Source organism: Actinosynnema sp. ALI-1.44, assembly GCF_001984155.1.
Classification (GTDB): Bacteria; Actinomycetota; Actinomycetes; order Mycobacteriales; family Pseudonocardiaceae; genus Kibdelosporangium.
Map to the genome: position 1 here is coordinate 1,227,424 of NZ_MTQO01000054.1, position 14,960 is coordinate 1,242,383.

Genomic DNA, 14,960 nt, shown 5'->3' on the forward strand with positions numbered 1-14,960 from the left:
CGTCACACCTGCCTCTCGGTGACGAGCATGGGCTGGCCCTCGGTGTCGGCGGCCAAGGACAGGAAACGTTCGGGCTCGGTGACCCTGGCGACGCGCACCAGCCAGGCAAACCCCAGTCCGAAGAGGACGCCGATGCCCAGCAGTACGAGCTGCCCGGTCGCCGAGTCGTAGGCGGACAGGTACGAGCGGTTGAGCAGGACCACCGCGACGGCGAAGCACAGCGTGGTGCCGACGATCACCCGCACCGAGGTCCGGGTCCGGGCACGCCCGGCCTCGACCCGCATCCGCATCGAGGCTTGCTCGCGCGCGGCGTGTGCCAGCGAGCCGAGCAGGTCACCGAGTTGGCGGGCCTGCTGTTCCGCAGCGAGCACCAGTGCGGCGATGACGAGGTCACCGGTAGGGTCGGCGAGCTCGTCGGCCAGGTGCCGCAGGGAGGACGCCAGCCGGTCACCGTTTTCGATCCGCGCCGCGAGGTCGGTGATCTCGCCGCGGATAGCCGGCGGCGCCAGCGGCGCGGTCGCGAGGATGGCCTGCTCCAGCCCAGCGGCGGCCGACAGCGTGTCGCGCAGCATCTCCGTCCAGGTCGCAATCGCCTCGATCCGCGCCACCCGGCGGGCGTGCTCGGGGTCCCGGCCCAGGACACGGGGCAATGCCCAGACCGCGAGCCCGGCCAGCACGGCGCCGACGACCCAGCCGGTGGCCACCCCGGCAAGCACACCCACCGCGACCGCCAGGCCGATCCGCAGCGCCTGACGCTGATCACGCGGCGCGGCCTGCGCGCGGCGCAAACGCCCACGGCCGAACAGCCCGGAGCGCCGGTTCGCCTCCACCCCGCGCCAGCCGATGATGACCAGCAGCAGGCCGACGCCGACTCCGACGCCGAGCAGGGCGGACAGGGCGGTGGTGACGCTGATCGTGATGTTCACTGTGTCCTCACCGTGGCCACCAGCCTTCCGGCTGCTCCAGCAGACCAGGGTCGAACCCGGCGTCGACGAGGTCGTCGAGGGTGTCGGTGCGCAGCGCCCCGGCCACCGGCCGGGCGCGGCGGTCCGCGCCGGGCCGGTAGACCTCGTTGGAGACCACCTGCGGGCCGTCGGCGCCCACGACCTCGCGGATCGAGGACACCACGCGGGTCGTGCGGTCGGTGCCGCGGGCCAGATGCACGACAAAGTGCACCGCCGAGGCCACCAACAGGTTCGTCGCCTCCAACGGGAGACGTTCCACGCCTTGGGCCGCATAGGAAGCCAGCCGGGTGAAAGCGATCCGCGAGCTGGACGCGTGCAGCGTCGCCATCGAGCCGTCATTGCCCTGGCTCATGGCGTTGCACATCGGGATGACTTCCGGCCCGCGGATCTCGCCGACGATCACCCGGTCCGGCGACATGCGCAAGCCCCACCGGACGAGTTCGGCCTGCGAGATCGCGCCCTCGCCCTCCACGTTGGCCTCCCGGGCCTGGAAGGCCGTCACGTCCGCGTGGATGTCCGGGTCGAGTTCCAGGCCGAGCTCGAAGGCGTCCTCGATGGTCACGATGCGCTCCATCGAGTCCATCTCCGAAGCAAGAGCCCGCAGCAAGGTGGTCTTGCCCGCGCCGGTCCCGCCGGTGACCAGGATGTTCTTCTTCGCCCGCACCAGCGCCCGCAGGAACGCCTCCAGGCCGGGATCGATGGTGCCGCGAGCGCGCAGCTGCGGCAGAGTCACGGTGAGGTAGCCGTGTCGGCGGATCGACAGCGAGGTCACCCCGCCCGCGGTCAGGCCCATCACCGCGAACAGCCGCTCGCCACCGGGGAGCTGGAGATTGACCGCCGGGGAGCCGTAGTCGAAGCGGCGTTCCTGGCTGGACGCGCGCGCGGCGAGCAGCCGCACCAGATCGGTCAGCTCCTCATTCGACGAGGCGATCGGGGCCACACGCGCACGGCGGCCGTCGTTGTACTGCACGAAGACCCGGTCGTAGCGGTTGGCGTTGATCGTCTCCACTGTCGGGTCGTCCAGCAGGGGTTGCAGGCCGGCCATGCCGAACAGCTCGTTGATGACTTCGGTGATCACTCGCTGCTCGACATCCCGGCCAACCAGCGCCCTGTTGTCCATCAGCTCGTTCTCGCTGTGCGCGGCGATGGCCTCGTCCAGGATCGCCCGCGCCAGCTCGCGCCGGGCCTCCCTCGTGACCGCGGAGCCGGTACGGCGCTGCTGGGCATCCACGCGCTGCGGCAGTTCGGTACCCAGGGTGTCTCGCAGGTGCTGGCGCAACCGCCCGACAGCCTCGAGGGCCTGCCCCGGCTCCACGCCCCCTGGCGCTGGCTGTTGGACCGCCTGGGCCCAGCTGGGGTGACCGGACGCGGCCGAGGATTGCCAATCTTGCGGTGGTTGCTGTTGCTGGTGGGGGCGCAGGGGCACCGGGAGCGGATAGCCGTTGGGTGGATAGGTCACTACGCCTGCCCTCCGCGTGAAATGTTCTCCATGTTCGGTGGTGGGGGTGGTGCGAGGCGCAGACCGTTGACCGAGATCGGGTTGGCGGGTACGCCGGGCACCGCGTGCAGCACCGGCACCGGCTGGTTGTCGGCAGGCGCCTGGCGCGGCACTGCGGGAGCTGGCGCCTGTTCGGCGATGAGCACTTTCGCGACCTTGTGCGCGATCTGCCCCAATGCCGAATGAGCTGGTCCGCTGCGGCCCCACCGGAGCGTGCTAGGCCGCCCGCACAGCACGGCGGCTCCGTGCGGGTCATGTGGAACGCGACCCAGCGGCAACACGCCGAGCTCGCGGGCGACATCGGTGGTGGAGTACCCGTCGCCGACGAGCAACATCGCCGGGTGCGCGGTCCAACGGCCGATCGCGTTCAGGCGACGGGCTAGGTGCGCGAGGTCGTCGGCGTGCGCGCGGGTCAACAGGACCATCGCATCGGCCGAGCGCACGATCGGCATCGCCGGAGACCCGGCGTCGATCCGGCCGCAGTCCACGATTACCACGCTGTCCGATGCGCTCGCGGCCGTCCGCAGGACCCCTGCCCCGGTGGTCGGGTCGGCCAGCGCCGACAACGCCGCCCGCGCTCGGTCGGCGTCCGGTGGCGCGGCCACCACCGGCAGCCCGCCCGGCAGGACCTGCGCGTGCTGCCACAGCAACGCCGGATCATCGCTACGCCGAGCGGCCACCGCCAAGCTCACCAACCCCGGCGCCGATTCCAGCGAGAACCGCGTCCCGACGTCCCCACCGGACGGGTCGGCCTCCACCAGCAGCGCGCGAGTGGGCGACGGCCAACGCGCGGCCAACGCGACCGAGAACGTGGTCACTCCAGGCGACCCTTTCACCGACAGCACCGCCACCAACATCACTGACCACTCCCCGGAAGCATCACGATCGACAACTGACCCGCGGGCACGGCGGCGATCTGGCGGGCGGCGGCCGGGCTCAGCTGCACCGACACCACCGTGATCTGTTGGTTCGGCGGCGAGGTCACGCTGGTCACCACCGCTGGCCACACCGTCGTGGAGTCCGGCGTCGGCGGACTGGCCGCTGCGGCGCCAGCTTGACTGGGCACGAACACCACCGACACGTGACTGCCCGGCGACACCTCCACCGGGAACTGGCCCGCCTTCAACGACAAGGCCGCAATCGCCTGTCCCGCTTGCGGAACACCGGATCCGCTCACCGCATCGAAGGTGAGCAAGGCTCCGGCAGGTAAGCTCGCGGACACCGTCTTACCCACCACACTGGCCGCCTGGCTCGCATCCACAACAGACACTCCGGGGTCGACGGCGACGTTAACCTGCTTGAGATCCTGCGTGGCCAGTACTTGCCCGACCGCCACCGGCCGCGCCAACGCCAAGGCCGTTACTCGGTTACCGGAGTTCAGCGACACCACCAGAAACGCGGCGGCACACGCCAGCACGAGCAGAACACCCAGCAGCAGGTGCGGGATGCTGCGCCGCCGTTTCGTTCCGCGCAGCCGGGAGGCGGGCTTCTTGCCGTCCGCGACCCAAGGATCACTATCCGACCTCGTGGGCCGGTCGGTGTCCGGCTGAGTCGTGATGTTGCTGGTCACGCCGGTACCTCCTCCAGGCATGGGGGTAGTGCGCCGCGTCGCTGAGGTTCTTCAGCGAGCGGAAGGACGAATGAGGTGTATGTGTGGTTATGAAAGGAGGCGCTGCCCTTGGAAGCTCAGCCGCCGCCGTTGTTGAGGGCTTGGGACTCAGCGACACGGAAGGCCGCGTTGCCAGTGGTGGTCAGGCCCGGGAACGTTCCGCCTTGGCCAGCGCCTGCCCAGGTGACTGTCCAGTGCACCGTCGCGGCAACCGGGAATGCTTGCCCCGCTTGCTTTGCCGACGAAGTCCGATAGGTGTGGCCACAGTCTGGAGACGGAGCTTTCGGGTCACTGCCGGTCCGGAACGGCGTGCCAGCGCCGGTGCAGGTCACCGTGCTGCCGTCGCCCATAGACCACGTGACGGACGTCGGCGTCGCGGTGGCTGTCACCGACACGCCCGGCACGGAGGCTGTTGCCGAGACCGGTCCCCACCCGCTCGACAGCCACATCCATGTCGGTAGGTTCACCAGCTGATCACCGGCAGGGTTCGCCGCGATCGAAGGCGTGGGCAGCCGCAACTGTTTGCGCGCCATCTGCGCCAACTCGGCCGGAGAGGGCAGTTGCGCCGCTCCGGGCTGCTGTCCATCGGCCATCCACACCGGTGGCCGGTACAACCCGTCGGTGACGCCCGCTGTCGAGCATTGCCATACGTACCAAGCACCTTGCTGGCCCTGTGCTGGTTGGGCAGCTTGCGCGAGCACCACCCCACCCGTTGCACGGCGTGTGAACACCGCGGGTTGTGCAGTCACGGCGCCTGTGTTCAACGGCTTTGTGAACGCAGCGGTGACCACACCGCCGGACGGCGGCTGGTAGTCGCTCTTCACGTAGGAGCACTTCGCCAGGTGCGAGTTGCCGCCGATGATCGTGTCGCCGGGATTGCTGTTGCCGTTGCCGGGGCTTCCCGTGCCCGGACGGCCAGGCTTGTTGCCGTTTCCCGGATTTCCTGGCTTGCTGTTGTCGCCGCCCTTGCCCGCGCCAAGATCGCAGACCGGGGCCGGTGTTTGGTTGCACGTGGTGCTGCCGTATCCGCCGTCAGCCAACGCCGGAGCCGCACCGCAGATGCCGCCGACGACCACAAGTCCTGTCGCAATTGAGACGCGTCGTAGTTTCAGCATGTCCCCACCTCATGGACCCCGTACTCCGAGACCTTCCAAGATCCGTCCGCTTGCTTCTGGACGATGGCGTTGATGAGGTGCCGGCCGCCCGGAGTGTCGTTGGCGAGCTGGCCGGTGGCGGCCTTGTACTTCAACCATCGCGAATCGTCAGAGCAGTCCGTGATCACGATCTTGTTCGGATTGTCGGGAGGGTCGACTGAGGACACCGAAGGCTCGTAAGTGGGCTCTCCCTTGGTCACCAGGCCGTTGTAGTGATCGGCGTACAAGGCCCGTGACATGTTCGTCAGCGCGATCCCGGTCGCGTACCGCCCCAGCTTCGGCGACTGCCAGTCCGATGTCGTCCCAGCGGCGACGAAGTCCTGCCACATACCCCGGTACGACGTGAGCGCATCCTGCTTGGCCTTGTCCACAACAGACAAAGACCCGGTCGGCATGGGCAGGGACGATGACGTCTGCGCAGTCGATGGGGCCGTACTGGATGGCTGGCCGCTCGTAGTGTTGGAACCGCAGGCGACCACGGCCGTGAGCACCACACCTATTGCGAGCGCAGCAGCCCGCATCACGTCGTTGCCGATGATGATCTTGTTGCCCACTGCGTTCCACCCCTCGAAATGGAAAGCCTAACCCAACGCCCTGTGGTCTATGTCACTTTTACACCAACGCCTCCGTGTTATTGCAAAGTGTTTGCGTGACTGACTTTGAAGTCGGTGTGTGTTCACCTGGACAGGTTCACTCTTTTGGGTGATTGGCGTCGTTGATCGACGCCATACCCCGTCACACTCGGGCTGACCAGCAACTTCAGGGAGTTCACGTGAGCATGCATCGACGGCCGCAGGGCCCCCGTGTCGGTGCTGGATGACACCCGGCAGTGTCATCGCCATGTGGACGGGGATCGGACTCCTCGTCGGTGCCGCGATGGCACTCATCTGGCCTCGACTGCTCGTCACAGCCTCATCGGGATCGCTGACCGCGAGGCTCGCAGCCCTGCCGTTGACCGCTGTTGCATTCGGCGGTATGGCGTGGCGCTTTGGTCCACAGTTCGACCTTCTACCCTGCAGCGTCCTCGCTGCCGTTGGTGTCGGGTTGAGTCTGATTGACTTGCTCGAGCGACGATTGCCCAGTGCGCTCGTTTACACCGGCCTCGTTCTTATCGGTGGACTGCTGGTGACCTCGGCGGTATTGCACTCGAAGGGATCGGACTTACTGCGCGCGTGGGTTGGCATGGCGATCATCAGCGGGTTCTATCTCGTTTTGGCGCTACTGTCCGAGGGAGGCTTGGGGGCCGGCGACGTGAAACTGGGTGGTTTGCTCGGACTGGCGCTCGGCTGGCTGAGCTGGTCGACACTCATCACGGCCACCTTCCTCGGCTGGCTCACAGCCGCCCTGGTGTGGCTGCTGCTTAAGGCGACTCGACGACGGCAGGACTCGGTGCCTATGGGACCGTTCCTCCTATTCGGGGCGTTGTTCACGATCGCCGTGGTTCCGATGTAAAGCCGTTGCAGCGAGCGGCGTCGACTCCGCAGCGTGGTCCCCGATCGAGCCAAGCACGCCGACGCCGCAGGGAATGTGGATGCTCTGCATCGGGACCGGATGGGACAGTGGTGTCGTTTCCCGCCGGAGGGATTCCCGCGAGGCTAAAGGAAAGGAGCGGTAATGGGCGGTGGCGCAGTCGTAGCGGTTGATGTCGACGGCGTGCTCGCCATCGACCCAGGATTGGTTGCCGGTGGGCAGGCGTTGACGAAGCTGGGGTACCGGCCCTACGAGTTCGACGGGCTCAGCCCGGACGGTCGCCCGGCCGTAGGAACCGTGTGGCTGAACCCGGCGCATGGCGTGTGGCTGCGCGAGTTGCTGAATTGGGGCGCCGAGCTAGCGTGGGCGACCAGTTGGGGTGTCCGCGCAGCAGACTGGATCGCGCCCCGCCTTGAGCTTCCCGAGATGCCCGTCATCGAGGTGCCGAACGCTGGGCCCGCGTTCGGCTGGTCCGCCAAGGTCGGGCCGATCCTCCAATGGGTCGCCAACCGGCCGTTGGCCTGGCTTGACGATCAGTACGGCGGCAAAGAGTACGGATGGGCCGAGGACCGGCGCGACGACGGTATCCCCACGCTGATCGTGTCAGTAGGGGCCGGGCGTGGGTTGACGCGCCAGCACGTCGACGATGTGATCACGTGGCTCGCCACCGACGTCGCCAACTACCTCGGGAAGTGACTCGTCGAAGCCTCGCGGGGCACGATCGTCTGGACGGCCATCCTCGCGCCGCCATAAGACAATGGCTTGCCATTCAACGACACCGCTTGCACGTGGAACCGGTGCCCAGCAGCGCCCGTGACCACATGGCCAACCGCAAAGTATGACCATGGGGTCTGTGTCGGTCGTGACTGGATGAGCGAAGTGGCCTGGCCTACTGCCGATGTAACAACGCTGGCCAGCGCGATCGACGCTCCATACACGCCCCATGGACGCCTCGGGCGCGCTCTGGACAGTGGTGATCAATCCGACGTTAACTGCCCCAGCCACGACGGATGACCGTCCTTCCCGCTGGTAGACATGCCGCGCCGCCTTTGTCTTGTTTAGAAGGAGGATTGGGAGTCAAGCGACGGCTGATGTTGTCGGCGAGATCCGCGACCAAAACTACGCAGAGATGAACAAGGACCACCATGGCAAAACCGGTACCTCCCAATCATCACGGTCGTCGACTGGCCAGGGAACTCAAGCGGCTGCGTGAGTTGGCTGGCAAGACCCAGGCCGAAGCGGGCAGACGACTGCACATGTCACTCCAGAAGCTGAGCCGGATCGAGAACGGGCAACAGCCCGGTTACCACGAGCTATGCGCCATGCTGGGCATCTACGACGTGCCGAGCCAAGACAGGGACACGCTACTCCGGTTGTGGGAGCTGGCCCGCAAACGGGGCTGGTGGCGCGAATTCGGGCTTAAGAACTCCGGTTACGTCTGCGCCGAGCATGAGGCATCGCATCTCGTCGAGTTTCAGCTCGGCACGCTGCCCGCGCTGATGCAGACCGAGCGCTACGCTCACGACAGCCTCCAATACGCCGACGATCCCGACACAGCCGTGAGGATCCGGCTCCGGCGACAACAACGACTGTTCGATGACAACCCGTTGGCCGTGGACTCTCTGATCCACGAACCAGTACTACATCAGGGAATCGATGAGGAGCAGTCGGCGCTTCTGATTGACCGTGCTCAGATGCCGAACGTTACGCTACGGATTGTGCCGCAGTCTGCCGGTTTGCACTGCGGGTTGGACGGTTCTGTAGTCCTACTGTCGTTTGACGACCCGGAAGAGCCCGACATCGCATTCACCAAGTCAGCTCTCGGCACCACGCAGTCGGAGGACCCTGATCTGACATCGGCCGCCTGCCGCCGCCTCGACCAGCTCGCAACGCTCGCGCTGTCGCCGGACGACACATTGGAAACCCTGAAGAAGTTGGTCATTGCTAGGTGAACAGGGTGATGAGCTGGCGGTCTAGCTGCTTGACACGAGGCTCTTGGTCATACCGCGACATGGTTCGTCGGGTGCTGCGGATCATGTCGATCGTGCGGACTGAACCGGTCTGGGATACAAGCTCAGCAGCGGTGCGCAGGTTGTTGCAGGCCGGTTCGAGATCGTCAGCGTGCAGGTGCGTTTCGGCGCTGCGGACATGGTAGACAGCCCGGTCGCGAACGTAGCCGGTACTCCTCGTGCCCAAGGCGCTGTCGATGTGCGGACGCGCTTTCGCGGGTTGCTCAAGGTCGGCCCAGCACACCGCGGCATGACCAAAAAAATCAGCCTCGTCGTAGAAGTAGATCCAGTCGGGTTCTTCGGTACCTGGCTTCGCCGTATCCAGCCAATGCTCGGCCTCGTTGAGCGCGTGTCCACACGCCGCAGCGTCCCCGGCCTTGGCGTGTGCATGCGCCTTGTTGCTGGTAAGCAACGCTTTCAGCCTCGGCGTTGCGAGATGCCGAGTCTGTTCCTCGGCGGCGTCCATCAGGTTCAACGCCTCCCGATGGTGGCCGGCCAGTGTCGCCTGGTAGCACATACACGACAAGACGTGTGCGCCCGCCAAGGCATCGTTCGCCAGAGCGGATGAACGGAGAGCGGCAACGTAGTAGTACTGGGCGGAGGCGTCCTGAGCGGCATCGAAATGCAACCACCCGCACAGACGTGCCGCTGCGGTGATGAGACTGAAAAGACGCTGCCCGGTCGCGCCGCTGTAGGTGGCGTGATCGGCGAGGTGGGTCAGATAGCGGAATTCAGCCACCGCAAGCTGACAAAGGTCACGGCCGCCGAGAGCGTCATCGAGACGGCGGAGATCGGCCAACCGGTGATCGAGGCGGTCCAGAACGTCCGGAGTCAAGCGGTCGTGGCCTGGTTCGGTGAGGGCCGCCGGTAGCGGCGCGTTTGCGAGAGCTGAGTTCCACTGGCCGACTAGACCGGTGAGGGCACCGCCGGTGATGGTCAAAAACTCGCGACGATCCATGGGGCCTCCTGCTACCTGGTGGAGGACCCGCGTGGTTCCGGTGATGGTCCAGGGCGGGTCCAGCACGCTGGCCGACCCGGCTGGATGACGGTCCGACCAGTTGAACTCAGAGACCACGCTACCCGCACCATCGAACGCCTCCATGCGACTGGGACGACTTACTACTGGATCGGGATCGAGGAGATCAGCGAGGGCGTCGCGGGAAACGTCGAGGGCTTTGGCGAGGTCAGGCTGGTTCCACGGCTGCGGCGTGCCGGTGCCGCGCTCCCAGCGGCCCACCGTGGATCGTTCGAGTCCGAGGTGTTCGGCGAGGGTCTCCTGGGTGAATCCCATTGCGGCGCGTCGCCGTGCCAGGTCGTTTCGTCGTGTAGCCATGCTCGTCCCCGTTCGGCTAGACCGTCCCTGATATTCCCGTTGCCGTTTGGCCAGGTCAAGGTTGGACCACGAGATGATGGCAGCTGCGCAGGCTGATGGATCAACCGGGGCGACGGAGAAACAGGCGCACAAGCTGGCTTTTGCGTTCATCGAGAAGTCGCATTGCTCACGAGGTGTGGGTACGATTCCCTTGCGCTGTCTGGCTATCGCCGAGTAAATCCTCTCTGGGCACGCCCCGATCGGGAAGTCTGGTTACGCACGGCGTCAATCTGTTTCACCCGATCGACGTAGACGCTACTCGGATCACGTTTGGGCAGTTCAGCAGGGGTAACGCTCCATCCGCGCCTCATCGTCGCCCCACGGCCGCTCTGGTCCGCTGCCCGTGGCGATCGTTTAGTTGATCGGTGTTCGCATCCCCATCTGCCAGCAGTGTCGGAATCGGCTACGGGCACCGCCTGGTTAGCGCATCGAATGGTCGCCGGGTGTCGATCGTGGGCGCTTTTGACGGCCTGCGCGGATGAGAAACGACGCAACAAATGAAATAGGGACTCGCTGACTATTGGAGTGGATGATGCTCTCCCAGCGATTCGTGACGCTTTGCGCGTCGCGATGCCCACAGACTCAGCTCGCTGTGCCGTGTTTGTTCGTGCAGCCGGTGTGTCGACGGGAATGGAGTAGGGACACCGCGCGAGGCGGTGCCGCACGATGAACACCGGACCCTGGTCCATCGCGTGCCGTGATGTCGCCGGCCGCGAACGGACCCTGCGTGTTGTCGTGCGTGACTCGGAGGTCGTGGTCACGGCTCCCCCAGGGGAGGTCGCGGTCCTCTGCCGCGCCGCCACCGCCCAGTTCCGCTCCGCCGTCATACAAGCCGCCGAGGTGGCGACCACACCCGCGCCAGGTGCACCTGGCCCCGTCACGACAACCGGCACAGTGAGCACAGCGGAGCAGAACAACGGCGGCCTTCCCCCAACCGCCGAGGGGCGCCCTGCTCTGCTGTCATATCGCGGCGGGACCACGACCCCGATACCTGGTTCCGCCGCGATCCCCGTCACCAGGGGTGAGGCCGGATGATCGCCCTGTTCATCACGGCGAGCGCCGCGCTGGCGGTTGTCTGTTGCCTGCTGCGGTTGGCATGGCGGCGTCGGCGACAGACCGAATCCGCCTACGCCGGTTCGCATCGCCGCGCGCCGCGCCAGCCTCCCAACCGTGTCCTGCGGCACGCGATCGCGACCGCAGGAATGCACGGCCTCGGCATGATCAGAAAGACCGAAGGCTCATGAGACGACCATGTCAGGCCGAGCCCGCCGCGACCTTGCTCCGTTGGCTGGGATGGCGTCACCGCAAAGTCGATTGCCGTGACGGCGACGGTCGGCGGTCCGCGCTGCACTTGCGGCGGCGCACTTCTGCGGACGTCGAGATCGAGCTGCCCGGCGGACGGCTCGCCCGGCTGTCCAACGCTGAGGTCGGGCAGCTCCGGGCGGCGTTGCGCGAGGTGCTGCTCGTCGAGCACTCGCCGCACCGAGCGGGGTCGTCTAGTCAGATGTTGGCGCCAGGCCGGGTTTCTCGCCGTGCCTTGGACGAGCGCGCGCCCGCGTCACCGACTGCGGCCGGGCGGAAGCGGTTACACGACGTCTTCCGCTCGGCTGCCACCAGCACCCATCCCTTTCGAGGAGGGCCGACTCATGACCGCCGTCATCGACGACCAACCCGACCTGACCGAGCACCACCGAGCCGACCAACACGGGCGGGACTACAGCGACGTGTTCGCGTGGCCGACCATCATCGACAGCACCACCGGCGACGTCCACCTGCGGCTCGGCATGAACGTCGACGCGCTCATCATGCGCGCCGGGTTTGCCGGGGAGGTCAACAACTTCCTTGCGCGGCACATGTTGTGCGCGCCCATCATCGTGGTTCCCGGCGATCCCAACGACTGGATCTTCCTCACTCAGCCACGTACGACCATGCGAACGTCGACCTGGGATGACCTGGTGCGCATCCAGGTCGGCTGGAAACGGCGCGGCGAAACCATCGTGCTCCCCGCTCTGAACAACATGGACGAAGGCGTGCGGTGGCTTGAACGACCGCAACCACACATGACCCTTCCGCCGTGGACCGCCGTGGTCGGCGCGGCCCGCTCGATGTCCTCGCTGTGCGGGGCGTGGTGAGAATGCCGATCGGCACCCCTGCGCATCGGCACCCGCGCCACGCCGTCGTGATCGCCTCCGGCGGGCTGGACTCCACCGTGCTGGCCTACTGGCTGGCCGCGCGCGGGGCCGAGTTGACGCTGTTGTCCTTCGACTACGGCCAACGGCACCGGGTCGAACTGGAGCACGCGGCCGAGATCGCGCGACTGCTCAACTGTCCACACGAGACCGTTGAACTCTCGATGCTCGGTCGGCTGCTGGTCGGTTCGGCCCTGACCGACACCGACGTGCCGGTGCCTGACGGGTACTACACCGACGAGTCGATGCGGGCCACGGTCGTCCCGAACCGCAACGCGATCATGCTCGACATCGCGGTCTCCGTGGCCGTTGCCCGCAAGGCCGATGTGGTGGCGTTCGGCGCGCACGCCGGTGATCACGCCGTCTACCCGGACTGCCGACCAGAGTTCGTCGAGCGGTTCACCCGGTCAGTCCGCACCGCCAACGAGGGACTGCTGGTCGACGATTTCGAGATCCTCGCCCCGTTTCTCACCCAGAGCAAGACCGACATCGTCCGCATCGGCGCGGCACTGGAGGTTCCGTTCGAGCGGACGTGGTCGTGCTACCGGGGCGAGGCGACGCACTGCGGGACATGCGGAACCTGCACCGAACGCAAGGAAGCGTTCCAACAGAACGGCATGACCGACCCCACCAGCTACCGCTGCGCGTGAAGAGGTGACGACGATGACGGAGGCGGAACTCGGCTCACCGGCTGGGCCGGGGCGGGGCCGTCGTTCCTCGCGCCACGGCTCGCGCGTGTCGGGTTGCGAACCGGTACAACGTGGCGAGGGGATCGTTCCTGCCGCCCAAGCACCCAGCACGGTAGCGCAGCAGGCAGCAACCCCGCCAGCGCCCTCCACCTCCGGACCGCAGTCACACTCGCTGATGCCCCTGCTGGCTGAGCCGTACCTGCGTCGCGCGTTGCGCCAATGCGGCCGGCGAACCTCAGCACCCGGTGCCGACGGCATGACCTGGGGCTACCTCCGCCGCGAGGCCCGCGTGATGCTGCCGCAACTGGCCATCGAACTCGCTAGCGGGACGTGGCAGCCCGGACCTGTCCGCGACGTGCAGGTGCCCACCTACACCGGCAAACAAATGCACATGTTCATCCCCACCGTGCGGGATCGACTGGTGCACCGCGCGCTGCGAAACGCCCTCGAACCGGTGCTGGAAGCGGGTGCCTTCCGCGATTGGGTGTCCGGATTCCGGCCGCGCCGCAACCGCATCACCTCACTGCGCCAGGCCGCCGTCTTCGATCAGGCGGGCTTCCGGTGGATAGCCGATCTCGACGTCGCCTCGGTATCAGAAGGCGCGACGATCGACGAAGTCATCGACTGGCTCGCCGAGCACATCCACGACGGCACTTTCTTGGCCCGCCTGCGCACCGCGCTCGCCGCGATGCCCAGTCCGATCGCGCCGGGCTCCGGCCTGGCGCCCATACTGATCAACCTCCGGTTGTCCCAAGTGGACAAGAGAGTGACCGGGCTGCGAGTCGTCCGCTTCGCCGACAACTATGTCGCCTTCGCCCGAACCCGCGAGGACGCACAGGAGGCGTTCTACACCATCAGCGACGCACTCCTGCAGCTTCGACTGCGGCCCAACGAGGCCAAGAGCCGCATCCGCGAAGACGCCAACGTCGAAGACCTGTTCCTGATCGGCGGCTGAGGCATGAACCTGGAATGGATCGAGGTCACCGGAGGAGTCTGCGCATTCGGGGACGCCGCGCGCCCTATCCAGGTCCCGACCCTGTTGTGGACGCGCACCCCGATCGCCTACGGACACCTGCCGAGCGAACACCCTGACCTTGGACTGCGGTTCCCCGTCACCGAGATCAGCCACGCCGAGGCGACCGAGATCGCCGGCCGATTGGGCGGGCGGTTGCCGCGCTCGGCGAAGTGGGAGTGGATGGCTGCCGGCACTGGCCGCCGACGCTGGCCATGGAGCAACGAACCGTGGCAACCGGCGTTCGCGAACCTCCGGGACTCCGGGCACGACACGGTCACCCCGGTCGACACGCATCCCGACGGCGCCACGCCCGAGGGCATACTCGATGTCGCGGGCAACGTGTGGGAATGGACCGCCAACACCGCGATGAGCAACGGAGTCGTCATCCGTGGCGGTTCGTACGCCGCGCCACCGTTGTACGCGCAGTGCACGTTCCTCAACGCCGCGCCCGCTGAACTGCGCTCGCGCGGCATCGGCCTGCGGGTGGTGCGCGAACCATGACCCTTCGGCCGCCCAGCACTCGCATCCTCTCACCCGAGCAGGGTTTGATCATCCTCAACTGTTCACGGGAGAAGCTCGTCACGAGCGTCCCCGTTGCTGCGCTTGATCTCTACCAAGGTGCGTGCGTTCCGCTCGCGCGTGAACACTTCGCCGCCGATCCGGCTCGCCGAGCCCGCATCCGTATCCTCTCGGCCGCACACGGCCTGCTGCGACCCGAGAACGCGATCAGCACCTACGACCACCGGCTCACGAACAGGGTCGAAGCCATGCGCCTGCACGAGCGGACGGTCTCCGCGCAACTGGACGCCGAACTCGCCGAGACACCGTCATTGCGGCACATGCTGATCGTGGTCGAGCCGTTGTATCTGCTCGCCTTGCAGCGCGTGTTCGACCACCTTGACCGGTTTGATCAGATCGCGCTCATCCCGAACCCGTGGGGGTGGCCGGAAGGGTTGACCTACCTCCACCAATGGGGGTGGGCGTGACCAC

At 66.7% G+C, this 14,960-nt stretch carries 17 protein-coding genes; 10 read left to right on the forward strand and 7 right to left on the reverse strand.

Annotated features, from left to right (window positions below; translation table 11 throughout):
• Positions 1-2: 2 nt before the first annotated feature.
• The 6 genes from ALI144C_RS52485 to ALI144C_RS52510 form a co-directional block, all read right to left on the reverse strand.
• Positions 3-926 (reverse strand): type II secretion system F family protein, encoded by a 924-nt coding sequence (locus tag ALI144C_RS52485; protein WP_076994718.1) that lies wholly within the window; start codon positions 924-926, stop codon positions 3-5.
• Positions 927-933: 7 nt separating this feature from the next.
• Positions 934-2,280 (reverse strand): CpaF family protein, encoded by a 1,347-nt coding sequence (locus ALI144C_RS52490; RefSeq protein WP_237774726.1) that lies wholly within the window; start codon positions 2,278-2,280, stop codon positions 934-936.
• 143 nt (positions 2,281-2,423) lie between these two features.
• Positions 2,424-3,281 (reverse strand): chromosome partitioning protein, encoded by an 858-nt coding sequence (locus tag ALI144C_RS52495; RefSeq protein WP_237774727.1) that lies wholly within the window; start codon positions 3,279-3,281, stop codon positions 2,424-2,426.
• A 38-nt stretch (positions 3,282-3,319) separates the two neighbouring features.
• On the reverse strand, positions 3,320-4,033 hold the full coding sequence (locus ALI144C_RS52500) for a hypothetical protein (protein WP_076994721.1): 714 nt from the start codon (positions 4,031-4,033) through the stop codon (positions 3,320-3,322).
• Positions 4,034-4,149: 116 nt separating this feature from the next.
• Positions 4,150-5,187: a hypothetical protein gene (locus ALI144C_RS52505; protein WP_076994722.1), complete on the reverse strand. Its 1,038-nt coding sequence runs from the start codon at positions 5,185-5,187 to the stop codon at positions 4,150-4,152.
• Positions 5,181-5,621 carry a hypothetical protein gene (locus ALI144C_RS52510; protein WP_237774728.1) on the reverse strand — a complete coding sequence of 147 codons (441 nt, stop codon included), beginning with the start codon at positions 5,619-5,621 and terminating at the stop codon, positions 5,181-5,183. The genes ALI144C_RS52505 and ALI144C_RS52510 overlap by 7 nt, the downstream gene beginning before the upstream one ends.
• Positions 5,622-6,066: 445 nt before the next feature.
• Between ALI144C_RS52510 and ALI144C_RS52520 the strand changes: the two genes are divergently transcribed.
• The 3 genes from ALI144C_RS52520 to ALI144C_RS52530 all read left to right on the forward strand — a co-directional run bounded on the left by ALI144C_RS52520 (position 6,067) and on the right by ALI144C_RS52530 (position 8,648).
• A complete protein-coding gene (locus tag ALI144C_RS52520) occupies positions 6,067-6,678 on the forward strand; it encodes a prepilin peptidase (RefSeq protein ID WP_143231442.1) in 612 nt (203 codons plus the stop codon).
• 162 nt (positions 6,679-6,840) lie between these two features.
• Positions 6,841-7,392: a hypothetical protein gene (locus tag ALI144C_RS56205; RefSeq protein ID WP_076994725.1), complete on the forward strand. Its 552-nt coding sequence runs from the start codon at positions 6,841-6,843 to the stop codon at positions 7,390-7,392.
• 449 nt (positions 7,393-7,841) lie between these two features.
• Positions 7,842-8,648 carry a helix-turn-helix domain-containing protein gene (locus ALI144C_RS52530; RefSeq protein WP_076994726.1) on the forward strand — a complete coding sequence of 269 codons (807 nt, stop codon included), beginning with the start codon at positions 7,842-7,844 and terminating at the stop codon, positions 8,646-8,648.
• Here the strand turns inward: ALI144C_RS52530 and ALI144C_RS52535 are convergent.
• Complete coding sequence (locus ALI144C_RS52535; RefSeq protein ID WP_168211563.1) at positions 8,641-10,038, reverse strand: helix-turn-helix domain-containing protein; 1,398 nt, start codon at positions 10,036-10,038, stop codon at positions 8,641-8,643. The genes ALI144C_RS52530 and ALI144C_RS52535 overlap by 8 nt on opposite strands.
• A gap of 705 nt (positions 10,039-10,743) precedes the next feature.
• On the opposite strand from ALI144C_RS52535, the gene ALI144C_RS52540 reads away from it, so the two are divergent.
• From ALI144C_RS52540 to ALI144C_RS52575, 7 genes are all read left to right on the forward strand, one after another.
• A complete protein-coding gene (locus ALI144C_RS52540; RefSeq protein WP_076994728.1) occupies positions 10,744-11,112 on the forward strand; it encodes a hypothetical protein in 369 nt (122 codons plus the stop codon).
• The gene (locus ALI144C_RS52545) at positions 11,109-11,321 is read left to right on the forward strand and encodes a hypothetical protein (protein ID WP_076994729.1); all 213 of its coding nucleotides are present in this window, start codon (positions 11,109-11,111) and stop codon (positions 11,319-11,321) included. The genes ALI144C_RS52540 and ALI144C_RS52545 overlap by 4 nt, the downstream gene beginning before the upstream one ends.
• Positions 11,322-11,723: 402 nt before the next feature.
• Positions 11,724-12,209 (forward strand): hypothetical protein, encoded by a 486-nt coding sequence (locus ALI144C_RS52555; protein ID WP_076994730.1) that lies wholly within the window; start codon positions 11,724-11,726, stop codon positions 12,207-12,209.
• Positions 12,210-12,211: 2 nt separating this feature from the next.
• Positions 12,212-12,916 (forward strand): 7-cyano-7-deazaguanine synthase QueC, encoded by a 705-nt coding sequence (gene queC / locus ALI144C_RS52560; protein ID WP_076994731.1) that lies wholly within the window; start codon positions 12,212-12,214, stop codon positions 12,914-12,916.
• 13 nt (positions 12,917-12,929) lie between these two features.
• The gene (locus ALI144C_RS52565; RefSeq protein ID WP_237774729.1) at positions 12,930-13,910 is read left to right on the forward strand and encodes a reverse transcriptase domain-containing protein; all 981 of its coding nucleotides are present in this window, start codon (positions 12,930-12,932) and stop codon (positions 13,908-13,910) included.
• A gap of 3 nt (positions 13,911-13,913) precedes the next feature.
• Positions 13,914-14,471: a formylglycine-generating enzyme family protein gene (locus tag ALI144C_RS52570; protein ID WP_076994733.1), complete on the forward strand. Its 558-nt coding sequence runs from the start codon at positions 13,914-13,916 to the stop codon at positions 14,469-14,471.
• Positions 14,468-14,956: a DUF6884 domain-containing protein gene (locus ALI144C_RS52575; RefSeq protein WP_076994734.1), complete on the forward strand. Its 489-nt coding sequence runs from the start codon at positions 14,468-14,470 to the stop codon at positions 14,954-14,956. Before ALI144C_RS52570 ends, ALI144C_RS52575 begins: the two co-directional genes overlap by 4 nt.
• The last annotated feature ends 4 nt before the right edge of the window (positions 14,957-14,960 follow it).

What these genes read in the sequence shown, in the direction of transcription:
- ALI144C_RS52555 (WP_076994730.1), top strand. Translation starts at nt 11,724, where the DNA reads ATGACCGCCGTCATCGACGACCAACCCGACCTGACCGAGCACCACCGA.
- ALI144C_RS52510 (WP_237774728.1), bottom strand. Translation starts at nt 5,621, where the DNA reads ATGCCGACCGGGTCTTTGTCTGTTGTGGACAAGGCCAAGCAGGATGCG.
- ALI144C_RS52575 (WP_076994734.1), top strand. Translation starts at nt 14,468, where the DNA reads ATGACCCTTCGGCCGCCCAGCACTCGCATCCTCTCACCCGAGCAGGGT.
- ALI144C_RS52530 (WP_076994726.1), top strand. Translation starts at nt 7,842, where the DNA reads ATGGCAAAACCGGTACCTCCCAATCATCACGGTCGTCGACTGGCCAGG.
- ALI144C_RS52570 (WP_076994733.1), top strand. Translation starts at nt 13,914, where the DNA reads ATGAACCTGGAATGGATCGAGGTCACCGGAGGAGTCTGCGCATTCGGG.
- ALI144C_RS52505 (WP_076994722.1), bottom strand. Translation starts at nt 5,187, where the DNA reads ATGCTGAAACTACGACGCGTCTCAATTGCGACAGGACTTGTGGTCGTC.
- ALI144C_RS52545 (WP_076994729.1), top strand. Translation starts at nt 11,109, where the DNA reads ATGATCGCCCTGTTCATCACGGCGAGCGCCGCGCTGGCGGTTGTCTGT.
- ALI144C_RS52540 (WP_076994728.1), top strand. Translation starts at nt 10,744, where the DNA reads ATGAACACCGGACCCTGGTCCATCGCGTGCCGTGATGTCGCCGGCCGC.
- queC (WP_076994731.1), top strand. Translation starts at nt 12,212, where the DNA reads ATGCCGATCGGCACCCCTGCGCATCGGCACCCGCGCCACGCCGTCGTG.
- ALI144C_RS52520 (WP_143231442.1), top strand. Translation starts at nt 6,067, where the DNA reads ATGTGGACGGGGATCGGACTCCTCGTCGGTGCCGCGATGGCACTCATC.
- ALI144C_RS52535 (WP_168211563.1), bottom strand. Translation starts at nt 10,038, where the DNA reads ATGGCTACACGACGAAACGACCTGGCACGGCGACGCGCCGCAATGGGA.
- ALI144C_RS56205 (WP_076994725.1), top strand. Translation starts at nt 6,841, where the DNA reads ATGGGCGGTGGCGCAGTCGTAGCGGTTGATGTCGACGGCGTGCTCGCC.
- ALI144C_RS52565 (WP_237774729.1), top strand. Translation starts at nt 12,930, where the DNA reads ATGACGGAGGCGGAACTCGGCTCACCGGCTGGGCCGGGGCGGGGCCGT.